General features: G+C 67.5%; 1 protein-coding gene. It reads right to left on the bottom strand.

What is annotated here, in order from left to right; genetic code table 11:
* Nucleotides 1-15: 15 nt before the first annotated feature.
* Nucleotides 16-19269, bottom strand: coding sequence for a leukotoxin LktA family filamentous adhesin (locus EYS42_RS12780; RefSeq protein WP_165456768.1), 19254 nt, complete (start codon nucleotides 19267-19269; stop codon nucleotides 16-18).
* Between the last annotated feature and the right edge of the window lie 4 nt (nucleotides 19270-19273).

Genomic DNA, 19273 nt, shown 5'->3' with positions numbered 1-19273 from the left:
GAGTCCACAGGAGGATCAGGGCTTGGCCATGCTCACCACCTCGATCAGGGGCTCGTCCTCTTCGGATTCTTCGGTCTGCACCGCTGGACCGGCCGCCGTGGGCTGGCTCAGGGCCTTCTCCAGGGCCACATCAAACCGATCGTCCACGCGCAGGTTGTCGGCCAGCTGAACCTGCCTCGAGAAGCCCAGATCGGCCGGGTAGGTCGGCAACAGGGTGTTGACGGTGATGACCGTGGTACCGCTGGCGTTCAGCTTCACCGGATCGCGCTCGAAGGTGTAGTTGCCGATGAACACCGGCAGCAGCACGCGACCGGCCACCGCGTAAGCCGTGGTGTACATGCCCGTGGGTTGCTGCATCAGCATGAAGCGGCGTGTCGGCTCGTACAAGGTCAGGTCGATGCCTTCGATGGGCAACCTCGGGGTGAGGTTGTCGATGAGGGTGCGCAGGCCCTGGCTGTACACGTTGACCACCTCACCCACCTTCATGCCCTCGAATCGGAACGAGGGCACGTTGAAGCGGAAGGTGCCGTTGGTGATGTCGAACTCGGGCACCCGCAGGGGCTGGGCGCTGTCCAGCGTGATGGTGGCCAGGTCGATCACCGGGTTGTTGCCGTAACCGCCGATGCGGAAATCCAGCGGGGCATCATCACGGGTGTGCTGAACCGTGGCTGTCATGCGCGGCGAGCTCATCGACAGGCCCGAGCCGATGCGACCCTGCTTGAGCAGCAGCTCCGTGGCGCTGAGCAGCTCGGCTCGGTCGGCACGCAGCACGTCGAGGGTCATGGCGCCGATGCTTTCCAGACGCACACGCGGGGCTTCCAGCTCGACCACCGACAAGGTACCTCCAGCAAACATGTCCACATAACCAGCCGAACGGATGTCCTGGCCGGCGATGTTGCGGCCCGCACGGGCACGCAGACCGTTGTCGGCACCGTTGACACGGACCACACCCAGGGTGAGGTCACGCCGGGCCTCGAGCACGATGTCACCGTCGTCGGCGGTCAAGGTACCGAATCGACCATCGGTCATGCTGGCGGTCAGCCCCTGCCCCACCTGCCAGGTGTTGCCGTTCATGTCACCACCGGCCTGGGCGTCCACCCGGCCCGCCACCTGCAGACCCTCGATCGACAGATCGGCCCCAGCCGCCAGCGAGGCATTGCCACCTGCTTGCAGCGTGGTCAGGCTCAGGTTGCGACCTGCTGTGACCGACACGTCTTGCGCCGTCTTCAGCGTGGTGCCCGTCAGGTCCACGCCGGCTTGCAGCGAAGCCGAGCCTGCGGTGGACTCGACCGCGTTGAACGTGACGTTCTTGGACGCCACCACCGTGGTGTTGCCCACGCTGGTGCTCTGGCCCAGGGCCACATTGCCTTCGGTCGATTGCACATCCAGCGTCGTGCCTGCGGACAAGGTGTCACCCTTGACCAGGCCCACGCCCTGGAGCGACAGGCTCTGGCCCGTCTGGCCGTTGCCCACGCTCAAGGCGCCACCGGCCACCAGCGCAGCCTTGCCGCCCGCTTGCAGCGTGGTCAGGCTGAGGTCGCGACCGGCCGTGACCGATGCGTCTTGCGCCGTCTTCAGCGTGGTGCCCGTCAGGTCCACGCCGGCTTGCAGCGAGGCCGAGCCAGCGGTGGACTCCACCGCGTTGAACGTGACGTTCTTGGACGCAGTCACCGTGGTGTTGCCCACGCTGGTGCTCTGGCCCAGGGCCACGTTGCCTTCGGTCGATTGCATGTCCAGCGTCGTGCCCGCGGCCAGGGTGTCACCCTTGACCAGACCCACGCCCTGGAGCGACAGGCTCTGGCCCGTCTGGCCGTTACCCACGCTCAAGGCGCCACCGGCCACCAGTGCAGCCTTGCGGCCCGCTTGCAGCGTGGTCAGGCTGAGATCGCGACCGGCCGTGACCGATGCGTCTTGCGCCGTCTTCAGCGTGGTGCCCGTCAGGTCCACGCCGGCTTGCAGCGAGGCCGAGCCAGCGGTGGACTCCACCGCGTTGAACGTGACGTTCTTGGACGCAGTCACCGTGGTGTTGCCCACGCTGGTGCTCTGGCCCAGGGCCACGTTGCCTTCGGTCGATTGCACGTCCAGGGTCGTGCCTGCGGACAGGGTGTCACCCTTGACCAAGCCCACGCCCTGGAGCGACAGGCTCTGGCCAGACTGGCCGTTGCCCACCGTCAAGGCACCACCGGCCACCAGCGCAGCCTTGCGGCCCGCTTGCAGCGTGGTCAGACTGAGGTCGCGACCGGCCGTGACCGATGCGTCTTGCGACGTCTTCAGTGTGGTGCCCGTCAGGTCCACACCGGCTTGCAGCGAAGCCGAGCCTGCGGTGGACTCGACCGCGTTGAACGTGACGTTCTTGGAAGCAGTCACCGTGGTGTTGCCCACGCTGGTGCTCTGGCCCAGGGCCACGTTGCCTTCGGTCGATTGCACGTCCAGCGTCGTGCCTGCGGCCAGGGTGTCACCCTTGACCAGGCCCACGCCCTTGAGCGACAGGCTCTGGCCGGTCTGGGCGTTGCCCACGCTCAAGGCGCCACCGGCCACCAGCGAGGCGTTGCCACCGGCCTGGAGCGCGGTCACGGACACATCGCCGTTGGTCGACGTGATGGTGGCCTCGGTGCCTGCTTGCAGCAGGCCGCTGACATTCACGCCTTGTGTGCCCTCCACACGCACCGTGCCGTTGTCGTGCAGCACGCGGTCCGCCACCACACGCCCGGCCTTGAGGAACAGGTCGCCCTCGGCCAGGGTCGAGCGGACGCTGTAGCCCGTGCTGTCCAGCAACCCGGCGGCTTGCAGCTGGATGCTGCGGGCCAGCACATCGGTGCGCACCAGCAGGTCCTTCGATGCGGTCACGTCCAGCACACCACCCGGCGCGCTCAGGCGTTGCGCCGTGACCTGGTCACCCAGCAGGCGCAGGTACACATTGCCAGCCGCGGAGCTGGCGGCCACCGTGGGCGCAGCCACGGTAAGCGGCTTGGCCACCGACTCGCCGATGCCCTGACCAGCGCCGCCACCGTTGAGGTCCACCAGGCGGGTGGCCGTCAGGCGGTTGGTGTCAGCTTGTGCAGCCACGATGCGGCCCACGGGCGCATCGAGTGCAATGTCTTGCGCGGACACATTACCGATCTGGATGTCGCCTTCCGACGCCCGCACGCGAACGGCCTGGGCCGCCTGCAACTCGGCCGCGGCGGTTCCTGCGCTGCTGTACTGCCCCACGTCCAGGCGCACCTGGCCCGTGGTGCTCTGCAGTCGGCCACTGGCCACCACCCAGCGGCTGTCGCCCTGCACCACCGCATCCTGGGTGGTGATGACCTCGCCGGCCAGACGCACTTGCGGGCCCGTGGTCAGCGGCGTGGTGCCCGCGTCCAGCAAGAACGCTGCGGCCTGACTGGCCACCGAGGCGCCGCCCTGATTGAAGCCCACCAGGGAGACGCCCTTGTTGGGCGCCAGGGACACGCGCACATCGTCACGCACCTGGAAGCCGAACAGCCCCGGCAGGGTGCCATCGGCATCCGATGCGTTGAGCTGCAGCACGGCCTTGCCCGTGTCCGCCACAGCACCGAATCGACCGGCTGGCAGCTTGACCATCAGCTCGCTGGCAACGATGCCCACGGCGCTGTCGCGCGCCAGCAGGTCACCACCGGCCACCGAAATGTGGGCACGCTGTGCCGCCGTGATTTCGTCGAACTGCACATCGCCGGCGTCAGCACGCTCGATGCGGATCTCGCCGTTGGCCGCACGCACCTGCTCCAGCACGATGTCTGCATTGGGGCGTGTGCTGCTGATCAGCACAGCCCGGTTGCCCTGCGCAGGGTCGAAGGTGCCGATGCTGCCTCGGCCCGCGTTCAGGATCATGCCGCCCGAACCCGACGAGAACGTGGCGCCTGAACCCACACGCAAGATGCCGTCTTCCGCCGTGAAGCGCACCTGCCCGGTGTTGGCCGTGACCGAATCGACCTTGGCCTGGCCGCGTGCACTGACGATGGCGTCGATGCCGGCCGTGACCTTCAGTGCCTCGGTGGCCGAGACGATCACCGGACGGTTCTGACGCGCCACGAACGAGATCGGCTTGCCATTGGCGTCCTTGACCACCGTGAGGTCGTTGGGCGAGGTGGCCTGCAACAAGGCCTGCAGTTCCACTGCACTGAGCTTGCGGCTGCTGCCGTCGGCGTTGTACAGCGGGATCGCCAGGTCCTGCACGTAACGCCCCACCGAAGTGCCAGTGCCCGTGCTCAGCGTGACCTTGCGGCCGCTCACGTTGGTGTACGACGGCAGCGGGGTCTCCGTGGCTGTGCGTGCCAGCGCCGCCGAACGGATCTGGTTGGTCAACAGGTCGGTGCCCCAGTAGGCACCGCGCACCAGCTGGTCGCGCAGGGCCTGGTTAGAGACCGCCATGTCGTAGGCGAAATCACGGTTGTAGGACTGGAAGGCTCCTTGTTGCTTCCAGCCCTGACCACCATAGGCTTCATCGAAGCGGCTGCTCAGGCTGGCGTACAGCCCGCTGACATAGCCCTGCACCTCGGCCGCGCTGAGCGAGGCATTGCTGTCCAGGCCCTGTGCGCTGCGGGCGCGGGTGCGCCAGGTGTCGACGATGAAGTCACGCACCTGCTGGTCAGTGGGTGCTGCGGCCAGGTTCAGGGCCTGCTGGGTGCGGGTGCGCCACTCGTTGGTGACCTTGCCCACCGTGAACTGCCCGGAAGCGTCCACCGAGCCCGCATCCATCAGAGCCCACCAGGTGTCGTAGTCGGTGCGCACACGCTGCTGATACGGCGTGATGGTGTGCTTTTGGGCATCGGCCAGGGCGCCGGCCTGATCGGTCATCTGCAGGCGATCGTTCCACAAGGCCTGGATCTCGTCTTCCGAACGGAATTCGGTGGAAACCTCCTCGCGGGCATCGCGCATGCCGCTGGCCGACGTCAGGGCCACTTCGCCTTCGGCCGACGCAACTTCGTTGATGCGCAGCACATCGCCCTGGTTGTCGATGCGGATGTCGCCACGTGCCTTGGCCGACAGGATGCCGCCACGGTAGTTCACACCCTGGTTGACGTTGTCACCCGTGATGGAGCCGTTGGTCGACACCAGATCGACCATCTGGCCGAACACCGGCCCGCCGTTGGCGGTCGAGATGCTGCCCGCCGCATGCAGCCAGGTCGTGCCTTGCGAAGACAGGCGCTCGACGCGCACCGGGCCCACGGCATCGAGGAACAGCGAGCCGTTGGTCACCTCGGCCCGCAGCGTGCCCAGGGGGTTGCCTTGGGCATCGGTGGTCATGTCGATCCGCACGGGCTTGCGCAGACCGCTCTGATCGGGCGCAGCGCCCACATCGCGCGTGCTGGAAATGTTGAGCTGACGTGCGGCAATGATCGGATCGACTTCGGTGCCTTGGCGGATGCCGGTGCCCCGATCGGTCAGATCGGTCCTGCCGGTGCGGTTGGTCAGCGAGCCTTCCAGGGTGATGCCGCCCAACGACAGCACGTTGATCAGGCCCTCCGAGGCGCCGGCCGCGCGGATCGGGATCGGCGTGTCGGCCTTGACCGACACGGATTGCACCGCATGGATGGAGGTCGGCAGGTTGAAGTAACGCTCGGCTGGGCCGTTGTAGCTGTAGCCCACGCCCGTGCTGAAACGGTTCCACTCGGTGGTGTCCATGCTCAGGCGGATCGTGGTGTCACGGTCACCCGGGTTCACCGACACGGAATAGTTGCCGTTGTTCGACCAGCCGCTGGTGTACTGCCATTCCGTGGCGCGCCAATCCCACCAGGCGTTGCTGTTGGCCACCGGGTTGTACACGGTGCGGCCAATGGTGGCCGATCGCGTCCAGTTCAGGCGAGCGCCATCGACCGGGTTGTAGGCCAGCGTGTTGGACTGCCCCAGGTAGTTGCCCGACAGGTTGGCATACCCCTCGCGCAGGTTCGCGCCGTAGGCCTGGTACTGGGTGAAGCCCTGGCGGCCGCCCGCGGCGGGGTCGTACACGTACCAGGTGGTCAGCGCACGGCCCTGGCCGTCACGGCGCAGCTTGTCGGTGATGCGCAGCTCGCTCTTGCCCAGGTCACCCGTGTTGATGCTGCCCAGGGACAGGTTGAAGCCCGTCAGGTTCTGGATGTCGAATTGCGGCGCGCCGCTGTTGAGCTGAATCAGCGCGTTGGTGCGGCCCGTACCGTCGAGTCGGCTGGAGTTGATGATCTGGCCGGACAGCAGGATGCGGCCACCGTTGCCACCCGTCATGGAACGGGTGACCAGCTGGCGGCTGGCCGTGTCGAACCAGATGGGCACGGCGCGGTCGCCAGACTTGACCGAGGTCACGCCATTGGTCATGGTGTCCAGGCGGTACATGCCCGTGACCGGGTCGCGGTAGTCGGACAAGCCATTGCGGGCCACGCAGGTGGGGTCCAGCAAGCAGTCCAGCACCGAGATCTTGACCTCGCCCACCGGAATGACCGGGGTGTTGCGCACCGTGACCGAGTTGCTGCCCGAGACGCCGGAGCTGATCTTGCCGTTCAGGTCTAGGATCGAAGCGTTGATCTGCAGCAGCTGCCCCCCGTTGATGCCTGTGGGCACCGTCGGGTTGTTGGCGTTGTCACCGGCAAACAGCGTGGTGCTGGAGGCCGTGGGCGACAACAGGGCGTGCTCGGTGAACAGGTAGCGGTTCTTGTACCAACGCAGGTAGGCGGCGGGCGAATCGTCCCCGAACTTGCCAGCGATCTGACCGAAGTTCACGCCGTTGTTGACATACGACCAGACCTGCTGGTCGTTGTTGATGCTGTAGCCCAGCTTGGGGTCGTACTGGTTCGGGTCGCCGTTCGACGCCAGCACGCGCGACAGTTCTTCGGTGGAGTTGGGCTCACGGCCCACCAGCTCGATGAACTTTTCCCGGGCGGCCATCAAGGCGATCTGCGACGGGAAGATTTCGCCAAAATTGAAGAACCACGAAGAAGCCGGGTTCGACAGCCGGCTCACGGCCGCTTGCCAGGCATAGGCCGGGTCACCACCCGTGAAGAACGGCGTATTCGGTGTGCCTTGCGATACGGCGCCCTGAGGCGCGTCCTGCAGGATCTCGGCCGCGCTCACGGCCGAGGTGATGGCGATGTCGCCATAGTCGGTCTGCACCGCCAGGCGGCCTTGCAGGTTCGACACCTGGCTGGTCTGCCCGTTGAGCATGCGCCCGGGCACGAAGAAGATCGTGCCGCTCTTGCCACCCTGCGGGTTGACGTAGTTGGAGCGGATGTTGATCAGGGGTTGGCGATCGGTGGCGTACTCCTGCACGGACAGCGCCAGCTTGTCGCGCAGCTGACCCCGCACGAAGTCCACATGGCCACCCGACTCGGCATCGGGGATCAGCAGGTTGTTGATGAACAGGTGGTTGTTGCCCGCATTCTGGATGTCGATGGTGGCACCGCCGGAGGCGCGCAACACACCGCGCCCGTTGATGGTGTCGGCGTCCACCTTGATGCTGCCGCCATAGGCGCGCAGGTCCGGCAACACGAAAGTGTCCAGCGTGTTGGGGTTGACCAGCGCCGCCAGGTTGCCCAGGCGCTCGGCCTCCTCGTTGTCCGAGGTGGCGTTCATCAGGCTGAGCAGGTAGTCCTTGGCGTTGAGCGTGGTCTTGACGAACACACGGTTGGGCGCATTGCCGCCCAGTGCGTTGATCGAACCCACCGTGACCATGCCGCCTTCGGCCAGCAGCGGGTCGATGGACACCTGCGAATCGCCGCTGCCATCTTCAACCCGGTAGGTCAGGTTGTTGGTGTTGCTGACATTGACCTTCACCGTGCTGCGCACGCCGGCCAGCACCTGGCCGTCCACGGTCAGGCCGTGCTCGTACTTCACCAGCTCCTTGCCAGGCTCGTTGATGACCTCGTGCGTGCTTTCGCTGTAGGGGTTGTGGCCTGCGGCCACGGTCTTGGCGTCGGACAAGCCGCGGCGAGAGCCGATGCGCACATCGCGCACCGAGCGCACACGGGCGCCGTTGGACACGGTCACGTTGGCGCGGTCCACGGCCGAGGCTTCGGCGTCCAGCTCGGGCGTGATCGGGATGATCGCGTAGTTGTAGACGTCGGTGATCGAGCGGGCACCCAGCAGGTTGATGGCTGCGCCTTGCGCGTCCATGCCCGAGCCGATGCTGACGTTGTCCCATGCAAAGACGTCCGAGCCCGAGCCGATGCCGACGGTCTCGTTGGCGATCAGCTCAGTGACCGAACGGCCACCGGCAATGCCGATGGCGCCGTAGGTCTTGGTGACCGCCTCGCTGAGCACCTTGTGGTCCACGCTGGTGGTCAGGCCCACACTGCCCGAACTGCGCACCAGCACGTTCTGGCCCAGGGTCGCGGTGACCTGCGTGTTCAGGAAAGTCTCGGACTTGGTGAAGGGTGCCTGGATGGCCCCGCCCGTGTTGAGCTTGACGTGCATGGCCGCATCCGTGGTGGTGCGGGCGTGCACGGCGATGTTGCCCTTGCGCAGGTAGGGGTCGCCACTGGTGACCAGGCTGGCGTTGTCGCCAATACGCGTGGCCGCCTCATGGTTGAGCGTCTGCTTGGCGATCACGGCCGCGCCGCTGATGAGGCCACCGCCTGCACCCGTGGCCACGTACATGGCGTCGCCATCGGTGGGCGATTCGGTGCCCGGCACACGCTGCACGTGGCTGGCAGCGGTCAGGCTGATGCCATCAAGGGCCTCGACCTCGCCGTAGCGGCCCACATCGATGGTGGCGCCCGACTTGCGGCCGTTGGCATTGTTCGTGTAGATGGCTTCGGTACCGCTGGCGCCCACCACGCTGGCATTGACCGCGTTGGCGTGCATGCCGTAGCTGGACATGTAGTCGGCCACCACCTCGACGGTGTGGCCGGCCAGGGTGGCGTGTGCATTGGTGGCCGAGCCCGAGCCATCGGCCAGCGTGACGCTGGCGCGGCCGGTGTCGTCGATGGCCGACGAAGCCGCTGCGCCCGAGACGATGCCGCCCGAACCCGCCAGGGTGCGAGAGATCAGGTTCGATTGCCCCTTGGCGCTCAGGCTGGCGCGTGCGCCCACCACCTCGTTGCCATTGACCTGTTCAAACCGGGTGCCCAGGCCGTAGGCCAGGGTGGTGTCGGTCTGGGCATGGGTGCGCGAGATGGCAGCCCCCACCGACAGCAAGCCACCCACGCTGATGCCGGTGGCCACTGAACTGCCCGAGACGTTGGAGTTGGCACTCAGCGACAGCAGTCCGGAGCCCAGGGTCACCTGGTCGCCCAGGCGGGTGTGCGTGCGCGCCTTCTGGGTGGTGTCGGCTACTGCGGCGTTGGCGCCGACCAGCAACGCGCCCGTGCCTGCCACCGCCTTGCTGCTGGCCGACGAAGTGTCCACCGCTTCGACCGACAACTGGTTCTCGTCGGTGGTCCCGGTGTTGGGGTTGGACGTGGTCCGCGCCAGCACCTGGGCCCCATCGTCGATTTCGGCCGTGGTCTGCGAATTGATGACGGCGGTCGATGCCGACACACCCAGTGCGCCCCAGGATGCCACCGCCACACCGAGCGAATCGGCGGTCAGGGCGGCATCGTGGCGTGCACTCAGGGCGATGTTGCCGCTGGCACTGCTGACCAGGGCGTTGTTGCCAATGCGGGCGGTGGTGGAAATGTTGTCGGTCAGGCCGGTGCCAGCGCCAGTGGCGCCTGCTGCCCCTGCGGCCAGGCCGATGGCGCGTGCGCGCATCACACCGCCCGAATGGGCCGTGACCGAGACCAGTTCGCTGGCCTGCACACGAGCGCCCCTCAGACCGGCAGCTGTGCCAGCGGCCGAGAAGGACTCGCCAGCACCGTTGCGATCGGGGTTGATCTGTGCGGTCACCGCGCCGTCACGCACGGCGGTGGCCGACGATGCACCCACGGCCACGGCGCCCACCGAGGCGCCCAGCGTGAACACATCGACCTTGCTGTTGTCCTCCGATGTCAAGGCGAGCGAGCCCACGGTGAGGTCACCGTCGACATGGGTCGAGACCTGGTTGTTCAGGCCCACATGGGCCACCGCGGCACCGAAGCCCACCAGGCCACCGGCACCACCGGCCACGGAGACGGCACACACGGTGGTGTCCTTGCCGCAATCGATCTGGGTGCTCCCGTCCTTGACCGAATGGCTGCTGCCGCGGCTGAGGTTGTCGGCCACCGCACTGACCGTCACGGTGGGGCGTGCGCCACCATCGCGGGCCATCACAAGGCTGCGGCTCAGGCCGGCCTCGACGGCGTTGTTCACGAAGGTCAGGCCAATGCTGCCGCCCACGCCCACGGCACCGGCGGCGCCCAGGGCGCCCGGTGCATTGATGATGGACGTTTCGGTCTGGGCCACCACGTTGGCGCGGTCGGTGCGCAGCACCGAGTTGCTGACCAGGGCCTTGGCCTCGTTGGCACGGCCGCTGCTGAGCAGACTGCCCATGTCGGTGCTGGTGCTGGATGCGCCCTGCAGTTGCGCCAGTTCGCTCGAGGTGAGCGCGCTTTCGCTGCGGCCGCTCTTGCCAGGCGAGCTTTGGTCCACACTGAACACACCGTTCAGGCCCGACGTGGCACCGGAGGCCGCATCGATGGACGAGCCGCCCTTGCTGTTGCCGGTGAAGGCGCCGAAGGCTGCCGGCTGCTGCTGCGAAGCAGGCGCCGTGCCCAGCATGACCAGCGACAGCGTGCCGCCCACGCCCGCACCACCACCGACCCCGAGGCCGATGGCGTAGTTGTCGAGTTGCTTGCGGTTCAAGGCCTCGACCGTGACCACGGGTGCATCCACCACCGAATCGGTGACCGTGGCCTGCGCCGAGCTGCGACCGATCATCAGCGACACCGCGCCGCTGGCGCCGGCCGAGCCGAACGAGATGCCCGCTGCGCCTGCAGCGCGCAGGATGTTGCCCTTGTCTTCGGCCTTCACGCGCACGCCACGGGTGGTGTCTCCCGAGCGGCCCGACGCCTCCAGGTTGGCGTCGCGCACGCGGGCTTGCGTGGTGCTGTTGTGCACCGTCACGTCGATCACACCGGCCACGCCCACATCGGAGCCCCCAGCCAGTGCCACGACCACATTGCCGTTGCGCACGTCGTTGACGGCATCGACCGTGATCTGGCCATCGGCCGGATGGTCGATGCCCTTCGATTCGGCGCGAACCGTGCGACGGGCCTGCCCCGCACGACTGCCCGTGCGCGACTGGTCGATCTCGGCGGTGGTGGTCTGCTCGCTGACCGCGACCAGCACCGAGCCGGCGCCGGCGTAGCCGCCCGCGATGGCGCCCGAACCGACCACGAACTTGTTGCCACTGAGGTTGCGCGCGTTCACGGCCACACCGGCCGCGTGCACTTCGCTGTCGTACACGCCTGCGCGGGTGGTGCCCTTGCTCACCCCCACTTCCACGGTGCCTGCGCCCGCCAGGCCGCCTGCACCGGCCACCGAGGCGACGGAGCCGGCCATGCCACCCGTGCTCGAGGCCTGCACGCCCACCACACCGCCAGCATCGACTTCGCTGTTGCGCAGCTCGGCCACGGTGGTGGCCACGTTCACATCGACCGACACGGCACCCGAAGCCGCCACGATGCCAGAGCCCGAGCCCGCGAAAGCGAAGTTGGCGCTGTACTGGTGGCTGGCCGCCAGGATGTCCACGTTCTGGGCCGTGCCCGTTTCACCCAGGTGCAGCACCTGGTCGGCTTCGTCCACCCCCGGGATGGCCTGGCGGTTGAAGTTCAGGCGCGAATTGGTGATGCGTGCGGTGGTGTCACCACCGGCCACCTGCGCCCCGATGTTGCCCGCGAAGCCGCCGCCCAGGCTGGCGGCCAGGCCCACGGTCAGGCCCATGGCCTTGACATGGCGCACCGAGGAGGCGTTGACTGCCACGCCGGTGACATTCTTGGTGGCCTGGGTCAGCGTGGGCGCTGCGTAGTTTTCGGCCTTGGTGAAGCCGTCGTAGGTGACCTGTTCGGTCAGGTCGCCATTGGCCACTTCCAGCGTGTCCGTGCGGTCTTGCGCACGGGCATTGACCACCGTGGTGGCCTCGCCGTCGTTGCCGATGGACGCACGGGTGCTGTTCTGGATGACGTTGGCCGAGGCGGAGGCCCCCAAGGCCGCCGAGAAGGAACTGGCCGACACGGCCACACCACCGGCCAGTGCCGAGATGTCGCCCTTGTCGGTGGCCCGCACCAGCACGTTGTTGTCGGCATCGACCTTGGCACCCTGGTCGATCTCGGCCACGATGCGGTTGGTCATCACGTTGACGCCGATCGAACCGCCCACCGCACCGGTGGATGCCCCACCAATGCCCACGGCCAGCACGCCCACGGTGCCGTCGCTGTCGGCCGTCACCTTCACATTGCGGGCCTGCACCTTGGCGTTCGCGTCGGTGGTGTCACCGTGCAGCGAAGCGCGGGTCTGGGTGCCCATGTGGTTGACCGTGATCGCCGCACCGCCGGCGCCACCGCCGGTGCTGGCGGCCAGCCCCAGGCTCAGCGTGCGCGAGGCCGAATCGTCTTCGGCCGCCAGGGTGTAGTTGCCATCGGTGTCGAGGTTGACACCGGTGCTTTCGGCCAGGGTCACGTTCTCGATGGCCGAGTTGGCGCTCGCGCCGTTGAAAGCGAAGTTGTCGCCCACACCGACCGACACGGCGGCGGCCCAGATTTCGGCGTTGCTGCGCGCACGCTGCAGGATGCCGCCCGAACCGATGCTGAAGGTCGAATCCGACATGAGCGCCTGGTTGCTCATGCGGATGATGTTGATGTTGATGCCCGCACCGATGGCGGTACCGCCCTTGGCGCCCGTGCCCGCCAGCGAGAAGATGCGCGACGATTCGTTGCCACTGGCCGAGGTGTCACCGGCCAGGATGCTCAGGCTGGAGCCCGAGATGTCGCTGCCATCACGCACTTCGGCCTTGGTCACCGAGGCGATGTCGTCGTAAGTGACCGAGCCATTGAGGGCCACGCCGGCGGCATAACCCCCGCTGATGGCCAGGGTGAAGAAGTCGGAATCGCTCGAGGCCGTGACGCGGTTGCCACCGGTGTTGACCACCTTGGCGCGTTCCACGATGGCTTCGGTGCGCGCGGTGCTTTCGCTCACGCCCAGGGCCAGGCCAATGGCTGCGCCGCTTTGCATGTTCACGGCCACGTTGCCGGCCACCGTCCAGTTCTGGGTGTCGTCTTCGGCGCGCACCTGCAGGGCGTCATCGGCCTTGCTGCGCAGCGTGACGTTGGTGGTGGTGCCGCTCTTGCCCAGTCGGGCCTCGGTGACATTGCCATTCGAGGTGGCCGCCGCCGAGCCCACGCCGCTGAAGTTGCTGGTGTCGGTGGACACGGCCGCGCCCACGGCCACGTCCACGGCCAGGGTGGACGCCTTGGCCGCGATGTCGAGCTTGTTGGCGGTCAGGTCGGCGTCGTACGCACGGGCGATGTGCGATTTCTCAGACACCGACACAGACACGCCCACGCCAGCACCATTGCCCTGGCCGACGCCCGTGCCTGTCACGGCGATCATCAGCGAACCAGCGCGCGCGGTGTCCCAGGTCACGGCCGGGTTGTTGGAGTCGGTCTCGCCCTCGGGCACCTCACGCTGGGCCGAGATGCTGGACTTGCCATCGCTGGTCTTGTTGGCCAGGAAGCCGGCGCCAAAATCGGAACGGTCTTCTCCCACGTCGGCATCGGCCTCGCCACGCGGCGCACCGGCGGCATGGGCCGCATAGGCCGCGTCGAAAGCGGTCTTGGCCTGGGTGGTGACCTGGTCGCTCGCGACCACCGACACGTCACCATCGGCGGTGATGCTGCTGCGCACCTTGGGCTTCAGGCCCGAGGCCGGTGCATCGGTGATCTCGGCCACCGTGGTGGTGTTGACGAAGTTGACCGCGGCGGAACCTGCGATCGACACACCAGCCGACGACGACTGGCCGGACGACACGGTCACGGCCACCGCGGCCGAGGCCATGGTGGTGGGATCGAACGCACCCACGCGCACGTTGTTGACCTGGGTGACCTGGCTGCCGCGGATGGCGGCCGTGGTGTCGCTCTTGATGAGGCCCACGGCCACCGTGGCACCCACGCCCTTGCTGCCGCCAATGCTCAAGGCACCGCCACCCACGCCAGTGGTGGTGCTGTCACGGGCCAGCACCTGCAGGTCGGCCGTGGCCGGGTCGGTCGGCTTGGCGCCCTGACGGCCCGTCAGGGTCGAGCGCTCGACGACCGAGGTGAGCTGACTGTCCACATCGGTCACCGAGGCCGACACCGCGGCCTGCAGCGACTGTGCATCTTGCTGGGCAGAGCCTGAGCTGGCCGCCAGGCCGAGGCCCACCGTCACGTTTTCACCGCGGCGGTCGGCCAGCACGTTCATGCTGGAGAAGTCCTGGATGGTGCTACCACGCACCGAAGCCTCGGTGGTGTTGCGCACGATGTTCAGGGCCAGAGCGCCCGAACCACCGGCCTTGGTGGTGACGGCCGGGTCCTTGCCGCGCGACAAGGCACCTGCGCCCGACGCGGCCGCGATGTTGGCCTGCTCGAGCGCATTGACCGTGACCTTGACGTTGTCTGCCGCCGGGTTGCGGGCCTTGACCGTGACGTCGTCGAGGCCGGCCTTGGTGACCATCTCGACGTTGTTGACCGCGGCGTTGGCGGTCAGGGCCAGGTTGAACGCGCTGGGGGAGCCCTTGGGCGGCTCCTTCTGCTTGGGCCGGACGGTCTTGTCCAGCGTGTTGCCCACCTTGGGCACGGTCTTGAGCTTCTCGGCCAGGGCCGTGCGGGTGCTGCTGATCTTGTCGGTGGCCTTTTGCTTGAGGGCCGCCGCGGCGCTCGGTTTCTTGGCCGGGCCTTCGTAGGTGTTGGGGTCGTCGTTGCTGGTGTCCGAGGCCATCACGCCCAACGACACGATCATGGCCTGGGTCTGCGCATCGACCGTCAGGGTGTCGCTGATGCGGATGCCCTGATCGGCCACCGCCAACGCGGCAAACGGCGTCACCGCCACGCCGGCAGGGCGCAACCAGCTCTCGCTGGTGCCCACGCCCAGCCCCACGCGGGCCTGGGTGTCGGTGTAGACATCGGCCAGGCTGAGGCCCACGCCCACAGAGACTGCACCGCCGCTGGTCAGGGCGGCGGCCACGTTGACCGCGGTGAGGCCCTGGCGGGCGTCCAGGATCACGTTGCGAGCGGCCAGCTGGGCGGTCGAATCGACCAGGGCTCGCACCTTGTTGTCGGTCAGGATGACCGCACCCAGCAGGGACACGCCGGTGTCTTCGGCCTTGCCACCGGAAGGGGTCAGGGCCACCAGGGTGTCGTCGGCACTGGCCTGCACCGACACCGTGGCATTGGCTTTCAGGGTGGCCGAGGCATCGACCAGCGCCGACACGCGGTGGTCGGTGCTCAGCACGTTCACCGAGGCACCTGCCGAGTTCTCGCCCTTGGCGCCAGGCTGAGGGATCAGGCCCGCGGCCGAGCCGGCCAGGGTGATGGCCATGGTCTCGCTGGTGGCGTCCACGCTCAGGCTGCGATCGAAAGCCACCGAGGTGGCTGGCGTGATGCCCAGCACCGGCGGCGGCACGTCGGCCGGGAACACGCCGTACATCACCACCTTGTCGGGCGGCAGGGTCGCATCCTGACGGCACTGCTGGGGATTGGCCTCGAAGGCGCACAGCAGCGATTTGGTGGCCTCGATCTGGCCGGCGGGTGGCACCACCAGGTTGTCGTTGTCCAGCGGGTCCACGAAGGCCGGCGGCGGCTCGGGGATCTTCCAGCTCATGGTCCAGGGCGTGTCGCTGGCGGCCTTGGCTTCCAGTGTGGCCTTGGGCGCGATCCATGCACGCGCCGAGTTGCTGAAGCTGGTGTAGTTGACCGAGCCGGTGATGGCGGCGCCCCCTTCCACCGTCTGCGAGGCCTTGGCGCTGGCGTAGCTGGTCAGCACGTAGTCGGCCAGGCCAAAGTTCGGCGGGGTGATCGCCTTGAGGATCTTGGCGGGCTTGTTGCGGATGTCGAACTGGTCTTCCCAGGTCACGTCCAGCGGCTGCTCGGTCTCGGCGAGCACGCCGATGTTCTGCGCCTTGATGGTGACGTTCTGGCCGATGGTGGTGTCGGCGTTCTGCTCGTACAGGCCCACGGCCACGGCGGCCGACAGCGCAAAGCCCACGTCGTCCTTGGCCTTGGCACCGGCCTGGGAGATGTTGTGGGTGGAGTGGTTCTCGGTGCGGCCCACCACGGCCACATTGCCGGTGGAGTCGATGGTGACGTTGGGCGCAATGACCGCGTTCGCGTTCAGCTCGCTGTCCACGAAGGCCACGGTGCCGCTGGCCTGGAAAGGCAGGTCGAACTGGCCGCGGGTGTTCTGGCGCTTGAGCGCGGCATCGACCTGGCCGGCCACGTACTGCATGACCGGGTTGCCGGCCACCAGACCGGTCTTGCCCTTCTTGGCCAGCACCTTCTGGACGATGGCGGGCAGCTTGCCGTCCTTGGCGGCCACCTTGTTGTAGTTCTGCCAGGTGACGGTGTTGGCCAGCACGTTCACATCGCCCACCCCGATCAGGTTGGCACCCAGCTTGGCTTCCGAACTGAACTTGGTCTGCGACACGGCCGCGGCGACGGACACGCCGTCCGAGTCACCATCGGCCGAAATCTTCTTGATGGCCACGGCGTTGTAGGTGTCGCCCACCTGCAAGGCCTGGATGTCGACCTTGGCGGCCTTGATGGTGCCGCCCTGCACATCGGCCGTGGCCTTGTTGTCGGTCTTGACCATCGAGAACGCCGCGTTCATGGGCGCGCCGGCCAGGCTGATCGACGACACCTTCGAACGTGCCGTGGCGTTGTTCAGGGCCAGCACATTGAGCGCACCACCGGCGGTGATGCTGCCACCCTCGATGACCGTCTTGGCCTCGCCGCCGGTTTCGGCGTACGCGGCACTGAGCGTGACCGCGCTTTGCAAGGTGCCCGCGTTGATGGCCTTGATCTTGTTCAGCGCGCTGGTGGTGGTCTGCGCGTTGAGGTTGAGGTCGCCATCGGCCTGCAGCACAGCGGTGGATTTGACCGTGGTGGTGGCATTGGCCTTGGCGATCTCGACGCCCGCCGACACACCGCCCAGGAAGGCCAGGGCCTGCATGGCGAACTTCTCTTCGGTGCCCGCTGCAGCGGCGTAGGCCATGCTGGTCGCGTTGATGGTGCCGGCACGCACGGTGCCGCCCAAGGTGAGGCTGCTGTTCGCGTTGGAAACCACCAGGTAATGGTTGGCGGCCGAATAGGTGGACAGCTCCACGGTGCCGCCCTGGCGCACGCCATCACCTTGCGCGTAGATGCCGCTGCCGGCCTGCAAGTCGATGTTCTCGCCGCGCAGGATCACGTCGCCGGCCTTGCCTTGCAAGGTGGCAGCGGTGGTGGCGTCCTGACCGGTGGCCACCGGGCGCGTGATGATGCGCGAGCCGCTCTTCATCGTCACGTTGCCACCGAAGCTGCCGCCCAGGTAGTTGAACGAGACCGGGTTGACGATCTGCTGCTGCGTGGCGATCGGGGTGCCCTCAAACAAGGGAATGGTGGACGTGAGCGAGCCCAGGCCGCTGAGAATGACCCGCCCGCCGCGCGTCTGGATGGTCGAATCGGCCTGCAAGGTGATGTCCTGCGACTGCAGACGCAGCACCTTTTCGCTGCCGAGCCCCATCTGCGACCGCAAGTCGAGGTTGACACCCTCGGCCAACGCCAGCGTGGAGGTGCCCAGGGGGTTGGAGGCCACCAGGGTGAGGTTGGCCGTGCCCATCAAGGACTGGATGGTGCCGATCGTGATGTCGCAGGTGGTCAGGCACCCCACGCCCGCGCTGGCCGCGCCGTCGACGATGCGGATGTTGTAAGCGCCCAGGGTCAGGGTGCCCAAGGCTGCGCCAGAGCCCGCCGAGAGGTCGGTCACGGCTGAGGCCCGCCAGCCGGTGGCACCGAGGCCCTCATAGCCCACTGAGCCACCTTGGCCACCCGCACCCGTCCCGCGTGCCGATGTGCGGCCCGCAATGGAGGTGCCCTCGCCCGGTTGCGGCGGATTGGACGTCTCACTGACGTAGTCGACGCGTCCGCCGTCACCTTGCGTCAAGGCATCGGCCAGCACCTGGCCTGTCGACGCCAGCGTGGTGCTGCGTGTCACCACCGCCTTGGCCCGCGTGGCCTGGTAGGCGCTGGCCGGGCCGCTGTAGCTGCCGTCCACGTTCAAGGTGGAGGTTTCGGTGGCTTCCAGGCTCTCATCGAAACTCGCGTCGGCCAGCTTGGCCAACTCGAACTCACCCTGGCCCGCCAAGCGGCTGGTGTCGCGCTGACCGATCTGCACCGTCCCGCCACGGCGCTGCCCGCTCGCGTCGACCGAGCCGGCCACCGTGACGGTGCGACCCACCAGTTTGACGTTGCCACCACGCCCTGCACCTTGCGCGGCTTCGTCGGCGGTGACAGGGTCCAGCCTTTGAGCGGCCGACACCTGGGCCGTGTTGGCCACCACCACATCGGCTTCGGACACAATTTCGATATCCCCCCCCACCTTCACCAGGGCAGGCAGGGTCAGGCCACTGCCCGACGCATTGACCGCGGCAGTGAGTGTGGCGGCCTGGCGGGCGTCGGACCCCGCACGGATCACGGCCCCGGCCTCGACGGTCACATTGCCGCCAGCGTCCAGCGTCACGCCGTCCAGGGCATTGATCTGGCCCAGCACACGGATGAAGCCGGTGGCGTTGCGACCGATCTCACCCCGCATGAGCTGCGCCGTCAGGCTGTCGCCAGTGGCTGAGCCGATGGCGCCCGTCAGGGCATCGAAGTCGGTACGGTTGGGTGTGAACACGCTCAGGCGCGCGGTGTTGACGACGCCCGACGCCCCCACCACCATGCCGTCGGGGCTGGCGAACACGAGGTGCCCCCCGAGGGTGCCGTTGCGCACCGAGTTCAGCGTGCCATTGATGGAGATCGGGTTGCTGACCAGATTCACCAGCGTGTTGACCGCAGTGGGCACGACCAGATTGACCGTGTTGCCTGCCGCCACATCAAAACGCGAGAACGCGTTGAAGGCCGCATTGCCACTGATGGTGGTCGTGGTGATGTTCGTGCGGTTGCCATTGACCTGCACCTGCGTGCCCGTGACGTTGGCCCCACCCTTTTGCATCACCGTGATGGTGTTGTCAGCCGCCAGAGCCGACTGAGCCAAGCCCATCGCGGACGCCACGGCCAGCGCCATGGGCAGTGGCTTCGGCACGGCGCCAGCCGCATCAACCTTGCCCCATGCAGGACGACGGATCGGCTGCGGCATGGCGGCCTTGCGTGTTGCGGCGCGAACAGTCAGGGTACGGCGTTGGCGGGGCTTGGTCATGGCA

This window comes from Aquabacterium lacunae, from assembly GCF_004310865.1.
Classification (GTDB): Bacteria; Pseudomonadota; Gammaproteobacteria; order Burkholderiales; family Burkholderiaceae_C; genus Aquabacterium; species Aquabacterium lacunae.
The sequence above is the reverse complement of the archived record's forward strand: the minus strand, read 5'-3'. Positions and strand labels throughout refer to the sequence as shown.

Bases quoted from the DNA above. Each gene is read 5' to 3' on its own strand.
- EYS42_RS12780 (WP_165456768.1), bottom strand. From the start codon at position 19,269: ATGACCAAGCCCCGCCAACGCCGTACCCTGACTGTTCGCGCCGCAACA.